Here is a 17,380-nt window from a genome sequence, read left to right on the forward strand (position 1 = left end):
TCGACGCCGGGGTCCAGCCGGCGCCCCGCGAGGCGGCGCGCAGATGACTGCACCCGGCACCGCCTCACCCCTACTCTGAAGACGAGCGCCCCGGGGGAACGGGCCCGCTCGCCCTGCTACGGAAGGACTTTCATGCCTGACTCCAGCACCGTTGCCGGCCCGACTCCTGACCTCACGCGCAAGGCCGTGGCCGAAGCCGTCGGAACGTTCATCCTCGTCTTCTTCGCCGTGGGCGCCGCCGTCGTCGGCCTCGAGACGATGAGCAGGCTCGCCGTCGCCGTGGCCTTCGGCTTCGTGCTGCTCGCACTGGCGTACGCCATCGGCCCCGTCTCGGGCTGCCACGTCAACCCCGCCGTCACCCTCGGCGTGCTCATGCGCAAGGGCATCACGACGACCGAGGCGATCTACTACTGGATCGCCCAGCTCGTCGGTGCGATCCTCGGCGCGGCCCTGCTCAAGCTCATGGTCTCGAGCTTCGGTGGCGTCAAGGACGAGACCGGCGCCCTCGGGACCAACAACTGGGGCGCGACGATCACCGCGGGTGGCACCTTCGTGCTCGAGGTCGTCCTCACCTTCCTCCTCGTCCTCGTCGTCCTGCTCGTGACGAGCCGGGCCGCGGCACCGGGCTTCGCCGGACTCGCGATCGGACTCGTGCTCACCGTGATCCACATCGTCGGCATCCCGCTCGACGGCACCTCCGTCAACCCGGCCCGGTCCATCGGGCCTGCCCTGCTCAACGGCGGCGAGCCGCTGGCTCACGTGTGGATGTTCATCGTCGCGCCGCTCATCGGCGGTGCCATCGCGGCCCTCGCCTCCCCGTACTTCGAGACGGCAGTCTCGAAGACCGACACCGACCCGACGGGCGCCGACGTGCCCGCCTGACCGTGCTTCGCCGACTGTCCAACCTTGTGGCGCGCGCCTGCCCCATGATGAGTCCATGGGCGACGCATCCGGGGGCAGGCACGGGTCGAGCAGGCCGAAGGGCCGTGCCGCGGTCCGGTGGGTGGCCGCCCTGGCGGTGCTGGCCTGGCTCGCCATCGGGGGCGTCGGTGGTCCCCTCGTGGGGCGGCTGTCCGAGGTCGCCACCAACGACAACGCGAACTTCCTTCCCCCGTCGGCGGAGTCGACGTCGGTGAGCAAGCTCGTGGGCCGCACGACCGACACCCAGACACTCCCCTACCTCGTCGTGGTCGAGCGGCAGAGCGGGCTGACCCCGGCGGACCTCGCGGCCGTCCAGCGATACGTCGACGGCATCCCCGGCCTGAAGCTCGCCGACCCCGGACGCACGGTCGGCGAGTTCCTGCAGTCGCCCCCGACCCTCGCGATCCCCAGCCAGGACAAGCAGGCTGCGCTCGTCCCCGTCGCCTTCCTCGCCGACAAGGCCGAGGACACCATCGCCGGGAACACCGCGTTGTATGCCGTCGCGCAGGCCCTGCGCGAGTCCGCTGCGTCGACGTTGGGTGCGTCCGGCCTGACCGTCCACGTCACGGGTGCCGGCGGCTTCTTCGCCGACTTCATCATCGCCTTCGGCGGCATCGACGGCATCCTTCTGCTCGTCGCCCTCGGCGTCGTCTTCCTCATCCTGCTCATCGTCTACCGCAGCCCGATCCTGCCCTTCGCCGTGCTCATCTCGGCCGTGTTCGGCCTGTCCCTCGCGGCGCTCGTCGTCTTCCCCCTCGCCAAGAACGGCACGATCAGCCTGAGCGGCCAGAGCCAGGGCATCCTGTCGATCCTCGTCGTCGGCGCCGCGACCGACTACGCCCTGCTCCTCGTCGCGCGCTTCAAGGAGGAGCTGCACGACGAGGAGTCGACGTGGGCGGCGATGAAGATCGCGTGGCGGGCCTCGCTCGAGCCGATCGCCGCGAGCGCTGCCACCGTCGTCCTCGGCCTGCTCTGCCTGCGCCTGTCGGATCTCGGCAGCACCAAGGGTCTCGGCCCCGTCGGCGCGCTGGGCATCGTCGGCGCCTTCGTCGCGTCCCTGACCTTCCTGCCCGCGCTCCTGCTCCTCATCGGCCGACGCGTCTTCTGGCCGCAGGTGCCCCACGTCGACCACGTGCACAGCGCGGACGCGGTGGGCACCCGCGGCATCTGGGGCCGGGTCGCCGGCATGGTCGGGCGCCACCCCCGGCGCACCTGGGTGGTCACCCTCCTCGCCCTCGCGACCTGCGCGGCGTTCCTGCCGACGCTCAACGCGCGGGGCATCGCCCAGTCCGACCTCTTCCTCACCCAGGTGGACTCCGTCACCGGGCAGGAGGTGCTCGCGCGCCACTTCCCCGCCGGGTCCGGCTCCCCCGTCCAGATCGCCGCCCCCGAGGCCCAGGCCGATGCCGTGGTCGCGGTGCTCGAGTCGACCGACGGGGTCAGCAGCCCACAGGTGGGGCTCGTCCCCGGCCAGCCGCCGAAGGTCGTCGACGGCCAGGTCATCGTGCAGGCCACGCTCGACGCCGCCGCCGACAGCGTCGCGGCCGAGGACACCATCGAGACGCTGCGCGCCTCCCTCGACCGGGTCGGCTCCGACGTGCTCGTGGGAGGGACCACCGCGACGAACCTCGACGTGCGCCTCGCCAGCGAGCGCGACCTCAAGGTCATCATCCCGACGATCCTCGCCGTCATCTTCGTCGTGCTCATGCTGCTGCTGCGCTCGATCGTGGCGCCGCTCGTCCTCGTCGCCGCGAACGTCCTGTCGTTCGCCGCGACGATGGGCGTCTCCGCGATCGCCTTCAACCACGTCTTCGGGTTCCCGGGCTCCGACCCGTCGACGCCGCTCTACGGCTTCGTCTTCCTCGTCGCACTCGGCATCGACTACTCGATCTTCCTCATGACGCGCGTCCGTGAGGAGTCGCGCACCCGTGGCACGCGGCCCGGCATCCTCGTGGGCCTCGCGGTGACGGGCGGTGTCATCACGAGTGCGGGCATCGTGCTCGCGGCGACCTTCTCGGCCCTCGCGGTGCTGCCGATACTCTTCCTCGTCCAGATCGCCTTCATCGTCGCCTTCGGCGTCCTGCTCGACACGCTCATCGTGCGCAGCCTGCTCGTCCCGGCGGTGTCCTACGACCTCGGCGACCGCATCTGGTGGCCCATCGGTCTCCGCCGGACGCCCCGCCCGGCGGCGGGAGCCGGCGCGATCGACAGCGAGGGATCCGGAGCACCGCGGACTAGTGCGGCTTCAGGACGATCTGCAGAGCGATGACCGTGAGCCCGACCAGTCCCCCGGCGAGCGCGCCGGCGACCAGCCACGGTCCCCGCAGGCCGGCCCGGCTGCTCGCGACCGCCGACAGGAAGGCCAGGGTCAGCAGCCCGGTGAGCTCCACGGCGGGAAGGGTGTCGGCGTTCCCCAGCGCTGTCACCCGACCGATGACCAGGACGGCGAGCGGGGGCACGGCGGCCAGCAGGAGGTGCACCTGCCGGCGCGCCACCGCCAGCCATTCCGCGCTTGTGAGCCTCCGCTTCACCGCAGCATGCTCATGGAGGACCTCCGAGAACGCGTGCGCCAGGCACACGGCCACGATCGGTGACACGACGACGACGGCAGCGGATGGGAACGACAGGTCGGACCAGCCGGAGTAGGCGGACAGCACGGCCATCACGACGATGGTCGCGTAGGTCAGCCGCTCCAGGTCCAGGTCGACCCCGGCGACGCGCACCGAATGCGGATCTTGACTCGTCACGCGGACAAGGCTCGCACGGAAATGGCGGCCGCTCAGCGGATCATCGGACGACGTTGCGCCGCAGACCTGCCACGCAGGGGGCTCGTTGGTACTAGCCTGACAAGCGCTGAGGTTGAGGCAGCCCGAGCGGGGGACGGACCCATGAGCGAGAGCGGCACGTCGGCGTCGAGCGCGGACACCGAGACCCCACCCTTCGCGCTGGACGCCGACGAGGTCGTGGCCGCGGCCGGCTCAGACACGGACTCCGGTTTGACCGGGGCGCAGGTCGCGAGTCGCCGGGCAGCCTTCGGCCCCAACGCGATCGCCGCCGAGAGACCGCCGTCCGTCTGGGCCGTCGCCGCGAGCCAGCTGCGCGATCCGATGAACATCATGCTCGTGGCCGTCGTGGTCGTGAGCCTTGCCATCGGCCAGGTGTCGACCGGAGTGATCGTCGGTCTGCTCATCGTCCTCAACCTCGCCCTCGGCACCCGGCAGGAGCTGACGGCCCGCGCCAGCGTCGACGCCCTCGCCAAGATGCAGACACCGCAGGCGCGGGTCGTCCGTGACGGCGCCCTCTCCCTCGTCCCCGCCACCGAGATCGTGCCCGGGGACGTGGTGCAGGTCGAGGCAGGCGACATCGTCCCGGCGGACGGACGCATCGTCCGTTCCGCCACCCTCGAGGCCCAGGAAGCCGCGCTGACCGGGGAGAGCGTGCCGATAGCCAAGGACCACTCCGCGCTGGGATCCGTGGACGTCGCTCTCGGCGACCGGACCAACATGCTCTTCCAGAACACGTCCGTCACACGCGGCACCGGCACCATCGTGGTCACGGCGACCGGGCAGCGGACGCAGATGGGCCAGATCGCGACCATGCTCAGCTCGGTCACGCGAAAGCGTTCACCGCTGCAGAAGGAGCTCGACACCCTCACCAAGGTGCTGGGCGTCATCGCCTGGGGAGCGGTCGCCGTCATCGTCGTCGTCGGTCTCGTCCGCGGGACGCCGGCCAAGGACCTGCTGCTGCTGGGCACGGCGATGGCCGTCTCCGCGATCCCCACGGGAATGCCGGCCTTCGTCTCCGGACTCCTGTCGATGGGCGCCAAGCAGCTGGCTGCGTCCAAGGCCGTGGTCAAGAACCTCACCGACGTCGAGACACTCGGGTCGACGAGCGCGATCAACACCGACAAGACGGGCACGCTGACCCTCAACGAGATGATGGTGTCCACGCTGTACGCGAGCGGGTCGTGGTTCACCGTCGACGGCGAGGGCTACCGCAAGAGCGGGGCGATCCGGGCCGTGGCCGGCACGCCGGTCCCGGACTTCACGCGTCTGGGCCTCGGGTTGTGCCTCGACAGCGACGCAGTGGTCGGCGACGACGGCTCGGTGATCGGAGACCCCACCGAGGCGGCGCTGGTGGTGCTCGCCGCGAAGCTCGGGATCGACGCCGAGGAGACCCGCCGAACCTACCCGCGCCTGGCCGAGGTGCCCTTCGACTCCGAGTACAAGTTCATGGCCACGTTCCACCGGGTGACCCTCGAGGGGGCCGAGCACCTCATCGAGCTCGTCAAGGGCGCCCCCGACGTCGTCATCGCCCGCTGCACCCTGGCGGGTGGTCCGCTGAGTGGCTCGCAGGTCCCCATCGGGCAGGCGCTCGACGGCCTCCTGGAGGCCAACGAGCGGATGGGCGGCAAGGGACTGCGCGTGCTCGCGTTCGCGGCTCGCCTCGTCGCCGACGACGAGGTGGCGACCATGGACGCCGACCCCATGGCTCTGACGCAGGACCTGTCCTTCGTCGGGCTCGCCGGGATCATCGACCCCCTGCGCACCGAGGCGAGGAGCGCTGTCGCGACGGCCCTGACGGCCGGGATCGACGTGCGGATGATCACCGGTGACCACGCCGTCACGGCTCAGGCGATCGGCCAGGAGCTGGGGCTGGGTCCGGGGGCCATCAGCGGCGCCGATCTGCAGGCGCTGAGCGACGAGGAGCTGAAGCAGCAGCTGCCGATGCTGCACGTGTTCGGCCGCGTCACGCCCGAGGACAAGCTCCGGCTGGCTCGGGCGATGCAGGAGGAGGGGATGATCGTCGCGATGACCGGTGACGCCGTCAACGACGCCGCCGCCCTCAAGCAGGCAGACATCGGCGTCGCGATGGGGAGCGGCAGCGAGGTGACCAAGCAGGCCGCACGCATGGTGCTCACGGACGACAACTTCGGGACGCTCGTCCATGCCGTCGAGATCGGGAGGCGCGCGTACGACAAGGTCGTCTCGTACGTGCGCTACCAGATGACCCAGCTGCTCTCGCTGGTGTTCCTCTTCCTCGCGGCAACCGTGTTCGACGTCAACCGCGGTGTCGCGATGACCCCGACCATGGTGCTCTTCCTGCTGTTCTTCGCGACGGCCGTCGGTGTCATCGTCATCGCCGTCGACCCGGGTGACCCCGACGTCATGAGCCGGCCTCCCCGCGACCCCGGCCTCACCATCACGAACCGGTCGGCCGTCGTCATGTGGCTGGCCTACGCGGCGGTCCTGTTCGTGGCCGCCTTCTTGCCGTTGGTGCTCGGGCCGGACGAGCCGAGCCCCACGCGAGCATCCGTGTCGATGACGATGACGTTCGTGGTGATGGGCCTGGGCACCGCGTTCAACGCGGTGGTCAACCGGCGCGACCCCACCAGCGGACTCACGCCCCCGATCCTCAGGGCGCTGGCGATCGCCCTGATTCCGGTCGGCATGCTCCTCCTGGCGACCCAGCTGCCGACGTTGCAGCAGGCACTGCTGACCTCCGAGCTCACGCCGGGCCAGTGGCTCGTCTGCGCAGCCCTGGCAGCCGCGCTCCCCGCCGTCGTCGAGCTCGGCAAGCTGGTCAGGCGGCGCCGGCACGCGCCGGCGGACGCCCTCGACCCGCAGTCGGCGGTCGCGCCTGCCCGCGCCCTGACGACGCCGCGCGCCTGAGCGCCGACCCGAGAGCTTTCAGGTCGCCCCGCCCACCGGCGAAACCTCGACGTCGTCCTTCCTCGTCAGCTCACCGGCGATGTCGCGTTGCATCATGTCGGCGACGACGCCGGTGTCGAGGCCCTGGCCGAGCAGGACCGCGAGCTTGGTGAGCGCGGCCTCGCACGTCATGTCGTAGCCCGGCACGGCGCCGGCCCGCATCAGTGCCGACCCGGTCGCGTACGCCCCCGGCTGCACCGATCCGCGGACGCACTGGGTGACGACGACCACGACGATGTCCTCGGCCGTGGCGGCCTCGACGACGGCCATGAACTCCCGGTCGTTCGAGGGTCCGTTGCCCGCCCCGTAGGCCTCGATGACGAGTCCCTGCAGCGGGGGTCGGCACAGGTTCGCGAGGATCGAGGCCGAGAACCCGGGAAAGAGCCGCACCGCTGCCACCTCCCCCAGCCGTCCGGCCCGGAGCTCGGGTTCGCCCTCGGCGGGGCGCACCAGGGTGTGCCGGACGTCGATGTCGATGCCGATCGCGGCGAGCGGTGGGAAGCGTGGCGAGTCGAAGGCGTCGAGGCCCGAGGCGTCGACCTTCGTCGCCCGGTTGCCTCGCAGCAGCACCTCGCCGAAGAGCAGCGTGCTCTCCGGGACGTCGGACCGCGCCGCGACCTGGAGCGCCCCGATGAGGTTCTGCCGCCCGTCGCTTCGGGTGCGGGCGACGGGGATCTGCGAGCCGGTGACGATGACCGGCTTGCCGAACGACGGAAGCAGGAACGAGAGCGCGGACGCCGTGTAGGCCATCGTGTCCGTCCCGTGCAGGACGACGAACCCCCGGTGACGGCTGCGGCGCTCGTGGAGGACTCGCGCGATGGCGCACCAGTCGTCGGGCGTCGCGTTGGCGGAGTCGATGGGTGGGTCGAGCTCCTCGAAGACGATCGGGGGCAGCTCCCCTCTCGAGTTCTCCACGATCCAGTCGACATAGGGGGCGAGCGCACCCGCCACGGGCGCGTAGCCGTCCGGGGTGTCGACCATCCCGATGGTCCCACCGGTGTGAAGCACGAACACGCTGTCGCTCACGTGTCTCCCTTGGTCGGATCCCGGACTCTCGCGAGTCGACGCCCCAGGCCGCCGGTCCCGGCGGCCTGTGCCGCTCACCGTGGCACCGGACGCTCCGCCGTGTCCAGAGCCTCGCCAGGACGCGCTCGGCGGACGGCCACCACTCCCGTGAGCGGGCCACCGTACGCGGTGCACTCACCCCGTCCGGATGATCCGCAGCAGCCTGCCCGGTGTCACGCTCGGGGGGTGTCGATCATGAGGCGGAGGTCCGGGGATGGCTGCCCCTCGGCCGTCGACGGTGGGTGACGGTGGCCCCGGCTCCTGACGGGCGGACAGCTGCCGCGGCGCCCCTGACGGCCTCGCGGTCCTTCCACGTCATGTCCAAGCCCACCGGCGCCGTCTGCAACCTCGACTGCGAGTACTGCTTCTTCCTGTCCAAGGACGAGCTCTACCCGGGCAGCACCTTCCGGATGGACCCGCAGGTCCACGAGGCGTACATCGGCCAGCTCCTCGCGGCCCAGCGCGGCGCCGACGAGGTGGTGGTGGCGTTCCAGGGCGGCGAGCCGACCCTCATGGGTCTCGACTTCTTCCGACGAACGCTCGAGCTGGAGGAACGTCTCGCCGCGCCGGGTCAGCGCATCCTCAACACCCTGCAGACCAACGCCACGCTCCTCGACGACGAGTGGTGCGCCTTCCTGCGCGACCACCACTTCCTCGTCGGCGTCTCGATCGACGGACCACGCGAGATGCATGACGCCTACCGCGTCGACAAGGGCGGCAAGCCCACCTTCGACCGGGTCATCCGCGGTCTCGAGGCGCTCAAGCGCAACGGGGTCGAGTGGAACGCCCTCACCACGGTGAACGCGGCCAACGGCGACCACGGCCGGGAGGTCTACGGCTTCCTGCGCGACGAGCTCGGGGCCACGTTCGTGCAGCTCATCCCCATCGTGGAGCGGGTGACGGCCGAGCTGCTCCCGCTTGCCGAGTCGGGGTGGGGCGCCCGGTCCGGTGACCGGCCGCTCTACGTGCAGGACGGCAGCCTCGTCACCCACCGCACGGTCAGTGCACACCAGTACGGCCGCTTCCTCGTCGACGTCTTCGAGGAGTGGGCCCGCCACGACGTCGGCGACGTCTTCGTCTCGATGTTCGACACCGCCCTCGCCCACTGGATGGGCATGGACCAGGCCGGCCTGTGCGTCCATGCCCGCACGTGTGGGGACGCCGTCGCGCTCGAGCACAACGGCGACCTCTACTCCTGCGACCACTACGTGGAGCCGGGCTACCTCCTCGGCAACATCAGGCAGGGACGAACGCTGCTCCAGCTCGTCGACTCGCCCCAGCAGCGCGCCTTCGGACAGGCCAAGCTCGACACGCTGCCGGCCTACTGCCGCTCGTGCGACGTCCGGTTCGCCTGCAACGGCGGCTGCCCCAAGGACCGCTTCCTCACCGCCCCCGACGGCGAGGCCGGCCTGCACTACCTCTGTGAGGGCTACCAGCTCTTCTTCCGACACGTCGACGCACCCATGCGCGTCATGGCGTCCTTGTTGCGTCGAGGCCGGGACGCCACGGGGCTGAGGGAGTGGTATGCCGTCCGCGACGCCGAGCGCCGCCCGGGTGACCCATGCTCATGCCTCGGTGGCGCCGTGTGGGCGGACTGCCATGGGGCCGGCACGAGCGATGACGCGCGCCCCTGACCACGGCTCGCGTGAGCGCCGACCTTCTCATCCGCCGAGGGTGAGGCACAGGGCACCGTCCCCGTCACATGCTGGGCGGAGCCCCGCCTGAGGAGCACCCGTACCTTCGTCGGATCCGCGAGCGCCGACGATCGTGAGCAGTCGCGAGCAAGGAGTCATGACATGGCGCAACCGTTTCGTGGTGTGGTCAACGTCGACATCAGGGACTCGGTGGAGGACTGGGCCCCGTTCGCCCCGCCGAAGGCACCCGAAGGGTCGCCCAACGTCGTGTACATCGTGCTCGACGATGTCGGGTTCTCCGCCATGAGCTGCTACGGCGGCCCCATCGAGACCCCGAACATCGACAAGATCGCCGGTGACGGGGTGCGCTACACCCAGTGGCACACGACGGCCCTGTGCTCGCCCACCCGGTCGTGCCTGCTCACCGGACGCAACCACACCCGGAACTCCATGGCGTGCATCACGGAAGGGGCCAGTGGCTTCGCCAACGCCAGCGGCACCATCCCGCCCGAGAACGGGATGCTTCCGGAGATCCTCGGCGAGCGGGGCTGGAACACCTACATGGTCGGCAAGTGGCACCTGTGCCCCACGGTCGAGATGAACCTCGCCTCGACGCGTCGCAACTGGCCGACCGGGCGCGGCTTCGAGCGCTGGTACGGGTTCCTCGGGGCCGAGACCAGCCAGTGGTACCCGGAGATCACCTACGACAACCACCCGGTCGACCAGCCGAGATCGCCCGAGGAGGGATACCACTTCGGTGAGGACATCACCGACAAGGCCATCGAGTTCATCATGGACGCCAAGGCCGTCGCGCCGGACAAGCCCTTCTTCCTCTACTACGCACCGGGTGCCGCGCACGCGCCGCACCACGCGCCCAAGGCGTGGATCGAGAAGTACGCCGGGCGCTTCGACGCGGGCTACGAGGCGATGCGTGAGGCCACCCTGGCCCGTCAGGTCGAGATGGGCATCGTCCCGGCGAACACCGAGCTCCCACCGATGAACCCGATCGGCACGCCGGAGACGCGCACCGGCCCGGACGGCCAGCCGTTCTCGGCCGTCGACACCACGCGGCCGTGGGACTCGCTGTCCGAGCAGGAGCGGCGCCTCTTCGCCCGGATGGCGGAGGTGTACGCCGGTTTCCTGTCCCATGCCGACGCCCAGATCGGTCGGTTGCTCGACTACCTCGAGGAGACGGGCCAGCGGGAGAACACCATGGTCATCCTCGTCTCGGACAACGGTGCGAGTGGTGAGGGCGGCCCGGACGGGTCGGTCAACGAGATGTTGTTCATGAACGGCATCCCCGACGACATCGACGTCAACCTCGCCATGCTCGACGAGCTGGGCGGGCCCAAGACGTACAACCACTACCCGAACGGGTGGGCGATGGCGTTCAACACGCCCTTCAAGATGTGGAAGCGCTACGAGTTCAACGGAGGCACCTCCGACCCGTGCGTCATCTCGTGGCCGGCCGGCATGACCTCCAAGGGTGAGATCCGGGAGCAGTACCACCACGCCATCGACCTGGTGCCCACCGTCCTCGACGCCCTCGGCATCGAGGCCCCGGAGACCATCAAGGGCCACACGCAGAGCCACTTCGACGGCGTCAGCATGCGCTACAGCTTCGACGACCCCGAGGCCCCCGGGCGGCGGCAGACGCAGTTCTACTCGATGCTGGGCTCGCGGGGCATCTGGCACGACGGCTGGAAGGCCATCACCACGCACCCGACGATCAGCGGTTGGTCGCACTTCAACGACGACGAGTGGGAGCTCTACCACGTCGAGGTCGACCGCTCCGAGCTGCACAACCTGGCGGCGGAGCAGCCCGACAAGCTCCGTGAGATGGTCAACCTCTGGTACGCCCAGGCCGGCGCCAACGAGGGGTTCCCCCTCGATGACCGTTCGGCGCTGGAGATCCTCGTGTCCCCCCGGCCCCAGCTGTCGGCCCCGCGCGACCGGTACGTCTACTACCCCAACCACGCCGAGGTGCCCGAGGCCCAGGCCGTCGTGGTGCGCGGCCGGTCATTCGTCATCGGCGCGCTGGTCGACATCCCCGAGCCGGGCGCCCAGGGCGTGCTCTTCGCCCAGGGGTCGCGGTTCGGCGGACACAGCCTCTACGTCAAGGACAACCGGCTGCACTACGTCAACAGCTTCGTGGGCCTGTTCGAGCAGAAGGTCGTCGCGACCGAGGACCTGCCCACCGGCGAGAACCTCATCCTGTCGGCGTCGTTCGTCAAGGACGGCACGGAGCAGACCCCCGTCGCCACCGGCACCCTGTCGCTCTACCACGGCGACACCCTGGTCGGAGAAGGCCAGATCAAGCTCCAGCCCGGCAGCTACATGATCGCCGGGGAGGGACTGGCGGTGGGCCGCGACATGGGCGACCCGGTCACGCAGGACTACCCCGGCGAGCGCCCGTACCGGTTCACGGGAGGCACCATCAGGCGCGTCGCCGTCGACGTGAGCGGCGAGCCCTACGTCGACCTGGAACGTGAAGCGCAGGGCATGTTGATGCGTGAGTGAACCGCCACCGACCCCCGCAGGGTCGTCACACGATCGGTCCCGACGAAGGCCGCACGGGCCCACGGCTGGAGCATGAGCATGCATGAGGACGACCGTGGTCGGGCCGAGTCACCGGCCGACCTCGCACCACGGGGGCGGGTGCTCGACGAGATCCGCACACCGCGGGCGGCGGCCATCGCCGGGATCGCCTTCGCCGTGCTCCTGGGGGCGGTCGTCATCCTCATGTACCTGGCGCTCCCGGGCACCGGCGGCCGCTCGACGTGGATCACCGATGCGGAGCGCCGCGGCAGGGTCACGCTGGCGATGCAGCTCACCCCGTACGCGGGCATCGCCTTCCTGTGGTTCATCGGGGTGATCCGTTCCCGTCTCGGGCACCGCGAGGACAAGCTGTTCGCGACAGCCTTCCTCGGGTCGGGGCTGCTCTTCGTCGCCATGCTCTTCGCCGCATCTGCAGACGTCGGAGCCCTGCTCGCCCTCTACGACGGGCCCGACAGCGTCTCGCCGGAGTACGTCCGGCAGGTGGGGGCGGTCAGCACGGCCCTCCTGACGACGTTCGGCATCCGCATGGCAGCGGTCTTCACGATGGTCGTCACGAACCTCGGCCGTCGCACCGGGATCGTGCCTCGCTGGCTCGTGGCCGTGGGGTTCGTCGTCGCGCTGGTCCTGCTCCTTGCACCACCGCGGACGGTCTGGGCCGTCCTGCTCTTCCCGTTGTGGGTCCTGCTCCTCAGCCTGCACCTGCTGGTCACGTCGTTCCGACCGGAGCCGGCGACGGCGTAGGGCAGCGCAAGGAGCCGTGGAGCCCTGAGCGGGCCCCACGGCCCGAGTCACGCGTCAGCGGCGATCGCGGCGATCGTCGCGCCGGTCCTCACGGCGTTCACCGCGCCGGTGAATCCCGTGCGCGACGACGACGGCGCCGCCGACGGCGGCCACTGTCCTTCTCCTGCGCCTGGCTGCGAGTGGCATGTCAGGCTCCTTCCTCTTCGTCGGACTCGATGGCGGCGATGACGGCCTGGATCGGGATGCGCCCGCTGGCCACGAGCTGGCCGCCGGCGTGACGCACCGCCGCGCCGAAGGGAGCCGCCCACAGGTTCTCCCAGACCAGGACGGCCGCTGAGCTGCCGGGCTCGATGGTGTCGGCCAGGTCGGCGACGTCCTGCTCGCTGAGCAGCATGGCCAGCTCGGTCTCGTACGCACGGAGCTCGCCGATCTCCGAGTCCTCCAGGTCGGTCGCCTCGAAGGCCTCGAAGCTGCCGTCCTCCGCCTTCTTGAAGAACAGCAGGTCCAGGACCCGGATGAGCTCGCGATCCACGTAGTCCTTGAGGATCGGGGCGATCTTGCCGTTGAGGGTGCTGCCCTCGAACTCCACGACGATCCAGTCCACCGGACCGAGCTCGTCGACGTTGAGAGTCATGTCATCTTCTCCTTGAGGTGCGTCCGATGGATCGGTGCGTCCGATGGGGGACCGATCCCAACGCTAGGAGCCGCTCGTCCGTCCCGCGTCATCCGCCGGGGATGAGCCTCTCGCCGTGGGCACGCAGATGCGGGCCCGTCAGCCGGACTCGCACGTCACGGTGGAGCTGGCGAGGGGACTCGAACCCCTAACCGCCTGTTTACAAGACAGGTGCGCTACCAATTGCGCCACGCCAGCACGTCTCGGCGCGAGCGCCGCGGACGGGCGAAAGCGTAACCGAGCGGGACGGCATACGCCCAAACACCGGGCGCGAGCCGACGCCGGACATGAGAAGGACGGCCCCGCGCAAACCCAGGGGTTGGTCGCGCGAGGCCGTCCGGCTCAGTTGTATCAGGAACTCACGGGAGTCGCAGAGTCTGACCCACGAAGATGAGGTTCGGGTTGGTGACCCGGGCGCCGTTGGCCTTCCAGAGGGCCTTCCAGCCGCCGGCCACGTGGTAGCGCGCGGCGATCTTGCCGAGGGTGTCGCCGCTGTGCACGGTGACCTTCGCGCCCTTGGCGGTGTTCTTGACCGTGGGCTTCGTCGCGTACGTCTTCTTCTTGACGACCTTCTTCGTCGTCACGGGCTTGCGGACGGTCGACCGCGAGACCGGGTTCGTCGTCGCGCCACCGTTGGCCCGCGTCAGGCCGGCCCGCTGCGAGCACACCGGCCAGGCGCCGGGGCCCTGGGAGGCGAGGACGCGCTGCGCGATGGCGATCTGCTCGGCCCGCGTGGCGAGGTCGGCGCGCGACGCGAAGGCCGTGCCGCCGTAGCCACGCCACGTGCTCTGCACGAACTGGAGGCCGCCGTAGTAGCCGTTGCCGGTGTTGATGTGCCAGTTGCCGCTCGACTCGCACTGGGCGACGCGATCCCAGACCGAGGCGGCCTTGGCCGACCCGCCCGTGGCGATCCCACCGACGATGGTGGCGGCTCCAGCGATTCCGACTCCCGCGATGCGCTGCTTGGCCGAGATCTTCTTGGCCGCAGCATGCTTGGACATGTACTGCATGGGTGATCCTTCCTGACGCGCGCCTGCGGGGTTAGCTGTCGGGTTGGGGCGTCAGGTGCCCCGTCGCGGATGCGACTTCACCCCGAGACCAGATCTCGTCCTCTTGACATGCGCTTCGACACACATGCACTCACTGGCCACACTGGGTCCCCCGTCCTCGCCCGGCCCACGGGTGTGGGCTACATCCCTGGCTGGCGAGGCTCGGCGCGCTCAGGGAACGGATAAATGGGTGTCCATGTGAAGTTGTGGGAGCGTTCGTGTGGAGCCGGACGCGACGAAGCGACCCGGGAGCCGAGTGGTGCTGCTCCCGTTCGACCCGAAAGTCGAGGCCGCCGAGCACTGACGGTACGGGAGGTTTCCGCAGCGCACAAGGCACGTCGAGACACTTCCGTGATCTTTTTTTCAGCCCCAGATGCAGGTCGATGCGCTATGCACACAGGCCCCGCACAGAGGCCGCCCGGACGCCCCACAGGCCCCGCCCCGCACGCTCACCGTCTCGTGCGCCGAGCCGTCACTTCCCGAAAGGGTTCGTCGTGAACGGGTCCCACGTGAGGCTCGACCCGTGCTGCAGGGCCACGAGCGCAGCCGCGACGCCGAAGACGGCGAGCAGCCCGGAGACGATCTGCGCGGCCAGGCCGGCCGGCACGAGGAGCCGCGCCATCGAGCGCGAACCGCGTCGCAGCGAGGCGCCGCCGGGGCCCCACCACAGCATGAGCAGGCCGAGGACACCGCCGATCGCGAGCGTGATCGGTGTGCCCGGGCCGAGGTCGGTCCCCTGCGTGCCGGCGAGGAGCAGGGCGGCCGCGAAGACGCCGGCGAGCGCCACCGCCACGGGCAGGAGCAGCCCGACCCCCGTTGCGATGATGCCGACGACGAGGTGCCACGGGCTCGACACGACGGCGAAGGGCACGTCGCTGCGCCGGCGGCCGAAGTCGTAGCGGCGCAGCACGAGCGCCGTCACCGAGCGATCGGTGGCCCGGGCGAGCGCCGACAGGACGACGAGCACGACGAGGGCGATGCCCGGCCACGCCATGAGGGCACCGACCCAGGCGATCGCGACGGCGGCGAGCAGGCCGGTGCGCATCGGCAGTCCGATGCGCGGGTCGCCCTCGCGCTGGGCGGGCTCGTCGTCCTCGTCCCACTCGTCGTCGGGCCAGTAGCCGTCCTGCGGAGCCGGTTCGACGTCCTGGCCGCCGCGCCCGTGTCGGGCATCGTAGGCCTGGGCGCCACCCCAGTCGTCCGGCGACGTGGGCTCGTCGTCCCAGCCGTGGTCGTATGCCGCCGGGCCGGGATCGGGCGACCGTGGACCGGTCGGGGGCGGGGCCCACCGCACCGGGTTCCCCGCGGCCGCACCAGCGCCCACGGCGCCTGCCGTGCCTGCCGTGCCTGCTGTGCCTGCTGTGCCGACGGGCGGCATGACGGCGGTGCTGCCGTGCTGCACGACCTGGGTGTCTCCGGGGGTCGCGCTGACGCGGCCGTCGTCCCACGGGTTGCCGCTCGGCGTCGGCACGGTCGCCGCGCGGCCGGCGGCGTAGAGCTCGAGCGCCGCGATGACCTCGTCGGCGTGGGGGCGAAGCCGCGGGTCGGGAGAGAGGGACGCGCGCAGCAGCGGCACGAGGCGCGGGTCGACGCCCTCGAGGTCGACGTCACCGGCACGGACGCGGGTGAGCACGGCGTCCATGCGGGCGCGGCCGAACGGCGGACGGCCCGACGCGGCATACGTGATCGTGGCGGCCCAGCCCCACCAGTCGGTGGCGTCCGTGATGGCGGCACCCTCGACGAGCTCGGGCGAGAGGTAGCCGGGCGTGCCCATGACCAGCCCGCCGACGGTGTGGCGCACGTCGTCCTGCAGGTGCGCGATGCCGAAGTCGATGAGGACCGGGTCGCCGTCCTCGATGAGGACGTTGCCCGGCTTGATGTCGCGGTGGACGACCCCGCACGCGTGGATGGCGCGGATCGCCTCGGCGATCCCGCGGGCCAGGCGGAGCAGGTCCGCCGGGGCCAGCGGGCCGTGGTCCTCGACGACCTCGTCGAGGGCCGGGCCGGGCACGTAGCGGGTCACGATGTACGGGCGGGGCGCCATGACGTCGGCGTCGATGACGCTCGCGACCCGCGCGTCGCGGATGCGCGAGAGGGTGTCGACCTCACGGGACAGGCGCTGCCGGGCGTCGGCGTCGTGCGCGACGTGGGCGCGCAGGACCTTGATCGCGACGGCACGGCCGCGCGGGTCGAGGGCGAGGTGGACCACGCCCATGCCGCCCTCGCCGATCTCCTCGATGAGGCGGTACGGGCCGATCCGCTGCGGGGACCCCGGCCCGCCGGGGCGCGCTGCCACGGGCACGCCACCGGTGCGCGCGCCGGGCCGCGGGTTGGGCACCCGCTCGGTCCGGTCGTACGCAGTCATACCCCTACGGTATGCGACGGGGGCGCCACGGCAGGAACCCTGCGGCAGCGAGCCTCGGAGTGTCCTCGTTCGTCGGTTCTGTCCGGTTTCTCCGGAGCGTCAGCTGCTGATGTAGTCGCGCAGCTGGTCGCGCTCGGACTGGAGCTCGGAGAGCCGGTGCTTGACGATGTCGCCGATGCTGACGATGGCGGCGAGCCTGCCGTCGGCGTCGACGATCGGCACGTGGCGCACCCGCATCTCCGTCATCGTCCCCGCGAGGTCGGCGATGTTATCGTCGGCCGAACCGGTGGTGACCTCGCTCGTCATGATCTGCGACACCGGCGCCTCGAGCACGCTCGTGCCGGTGCTGTGGAGGTGCCGGACGATGTCGCGCTCGCTGACGATCCCGTCGACGCTCGAGCCGTCCGTGCTCACCACGACCGCGCCGATGCGGTGCTCGGCCAGCAGGCCGAGCAGGCCTGCGACCGTCTCGTCGGGCTTGATGGTGATGACCTCGCTGCCCTTCTTGCGCAGCACGTCAGAAATCTTCACGGCGACTCCTTCACCTCGGCGCGATGCCCTCAGGCGGCCACCCGCTCCACCAGAGATGCCCTGTCTCGACCCTAGAGCGGGACCGCACCGGGCGCCACCGTTCGCTCGTTAGAGTGAGACCGATCGCGCCC

12 protein-coding genes, 1 tRNA gene and 1 riboswitch are annotated in these 17,380 nt (G+C 70.6%); of the genes, 6 read left to right on the forward strand and 7 right to left on the reverse strand.

The window, feature by feature from the left end; translation table 11 throughout:
• Window positions 1-132 precede the first annotated feature (132 nt).
• Both ASH01_RS03875 and ASH01_RS03880 read left to right on the forward strand, forming a co-directional pair.
• Window positions 133-882, forward strand: a complete 750-nt coding sequence (locus tag ASH01_RS03875) for an MIP/aquaporin family protein (protein WP_056771536.1) — start codon at window positions 133-135, stop codon at window positions 880-882.
• 55 nt (window positions 883-937) lie between these two features.
• Window positions 938-3,190 (forward strand): MMPL family transporter, encoded by a 2,253-nt coding sequence (locus tag ASH01_RS03880; protein ID WP_235509516.1) that lies wholly within the window; start codon window positions 938-940, stop codon window positions 3,188-3,190.
• Here ASH01_RS03880 and ASH01_RS03885 read toward each other — a convergent pair.
• Entirely contained in the window at window positions 3,156-3,668 is a 513-nt protein-coding gene (locus tag ASH01_RS03885) for a hypothetical protein (RefSeq protein ID WP_235509517.1), read from the reverse strand. The two genes, ASH01_RS03880 and ASH01_RS03885, sit on opposite strands and share 35 nt — an antisense overlap.
• Window positions 3,669-3,809: 141 nt before the next feature.
• Here ASH01_RS03885 and ASH01_RS03890 point away from each other — a divergent pair, with 141 nt between their 5' ends.
• Window positions 3,810-6,593: a cation-translocating P-type ATPase gene (locus ASH01_RS03890; RefSeq protein ID WP_056771544.1), complete on the forward strand. Its 2,784-nt coding sequence runs from the start codon at window positions 3,810-3,812 to the stop codon at window positions 6,591-6,593.
• Window positions 6,594-6,611: 18 nt separating this feature from the next.
• Here the strand turns inward: ASH01_RS03890 and ASH01_RS03895 are convergent, their stop codons facing one another.
• Window positions 6,612-7,658: a type I asparaginase gene (locus tag ASH01_RS03895; RefSeq protein WP_156415405.1), complete on the reverse strand. Its 1,047-nt coding sequence runs from the start codon at window positions 7,656-7,658 to the stop codon at window positions 6,612-6,614.
• Between the two features lie 356 nt (window positions 7,659-8,014).
• Here ASH01_RS03895 and ASH01_RS03900 point away from each other — a divergent pair, with 356 nt between their 5' ends.
• The 3 genes from ASH01_RS03900 to ASH01_RS03910 all read left to right on the forward strand — a co-directional run bounded on the left by ASH01_RS03900 (window position 8,015) and on the right by ASH01_RS03910 (window position 12,631).
• The gene (locus ASH01_RS03900; RefSeq protein ID WP_056771553.1) at window positions 8,015-9,331 is read left to right on the forward strand and encodes an anaerobic sulfatase maturase; all 1,317 of its coding nucleotides are present in this window, start codon (window positions 8,015-8,017) and stop codon (window positions 9,329-9,331) included.
• Between the two features lie 162 nt (window positions 9,332-9,493).
• Complete coding sequence (locus ASH01_RS03905) at window positions 9,494-11,851, forward strand: arylsulfatase (RefSeq protein WP_056771556.1); 2,358 nt, start codon at window positions 9,494-9,496, stop codon at window positions 11,849-11,851.
• 72 nt (window positions 11,852-11,923) lie between these two features.
• Window positions 11,924-12,631: a hypothetical protein gene (locus ASH01_RS03910; protein ID WP_056771558.1), complete on the forward strand. Its 708-nt coding sequence runs from the start codon at window positions 11,924-11,926 to the stop codon at window positions 12,629-12,631.
• Window positions 12,632-12,818: 187 nt separating this feature from the next.
• Here ASH01_RS03910 and ASH01_RS03915 read toward each other — a convergent pair whose 3' ends face one another.
• The 5 genes from ASH01_RS03915 to ASH01_RS03935 form a co-directional block, all read right to left on the reverse strand.
• Complete coding sequence (locus tag ASH01_RS03915; protein WP_056771560.1) at window positions 12,819-13,265, reverse strand: DUF6325 family protein; 447 nt, start codon at window positions 13,263-13,265, stop codon at window positions 12,819-12,821.
• 161 nt (window positions 13,266-13,426) lie between these two features.
• Window positions 13,427-13,502 (reverse strand) — tRNA-Thr (locus tag ASH01_RS03920).
• A 161-nt stretch (window positions 13,503-13,663) separates the two neighbouring features.
• Window positions 13,664-14,314 carry a LysM peptidoglycan-binding domain-containing protein gene (locus ASH01_RS03925; protein WP_056771563.1) on the reverse strand — a complete coding sequence of 217 codons (651 nt, stop codon included), beginning with the start codon at window positions 14,312-14,314 and terminating at the stop codon, window positions 13,664-13,666.
• Window positions 14,315-14,317: 3 nt separating this feature from the next.
• A riboswitch (cyclic di-AMP (ydaO/yuaA leader) is annotated at window positions 14,318-14,505 on the reverse strand.
• A 320-nt stretch (window positions 14,506-14,825) separates the two neighbouring features.
• A complete protein-coding gene (locus ASH01_RS03930) occupies window positions 14,826-16,718 on the reverse strand; it encodes a serine/threonine-protein kinase (RefSeq protein ID WP_056771567.1) in 1,893 nt (630 codons plus the stop codon).
• 99 nt (window positions 16,719-16,817) lie between these two features.
• A complete protein-coding gene (locus ASH01_RS03935) occupies window positions 16,818-17,249 on the reverse strand; it encodes a CBS domain-containing protein (protein WP_056771570.1) in 432 nt (143 codons plus the stop codon).
• Window positions 17,250-17,380 lie beyond the last annotated feature (131 nt).

It is taken from the genome of Terrabacter sp. Soil811, from assembly GCF_001429655.1.
Taxonomy (GTDB): Bacteria; Actinomycetota; Actinomycetes; order Actinomycetales; family Dermatophilaceae; genus Terrabacter.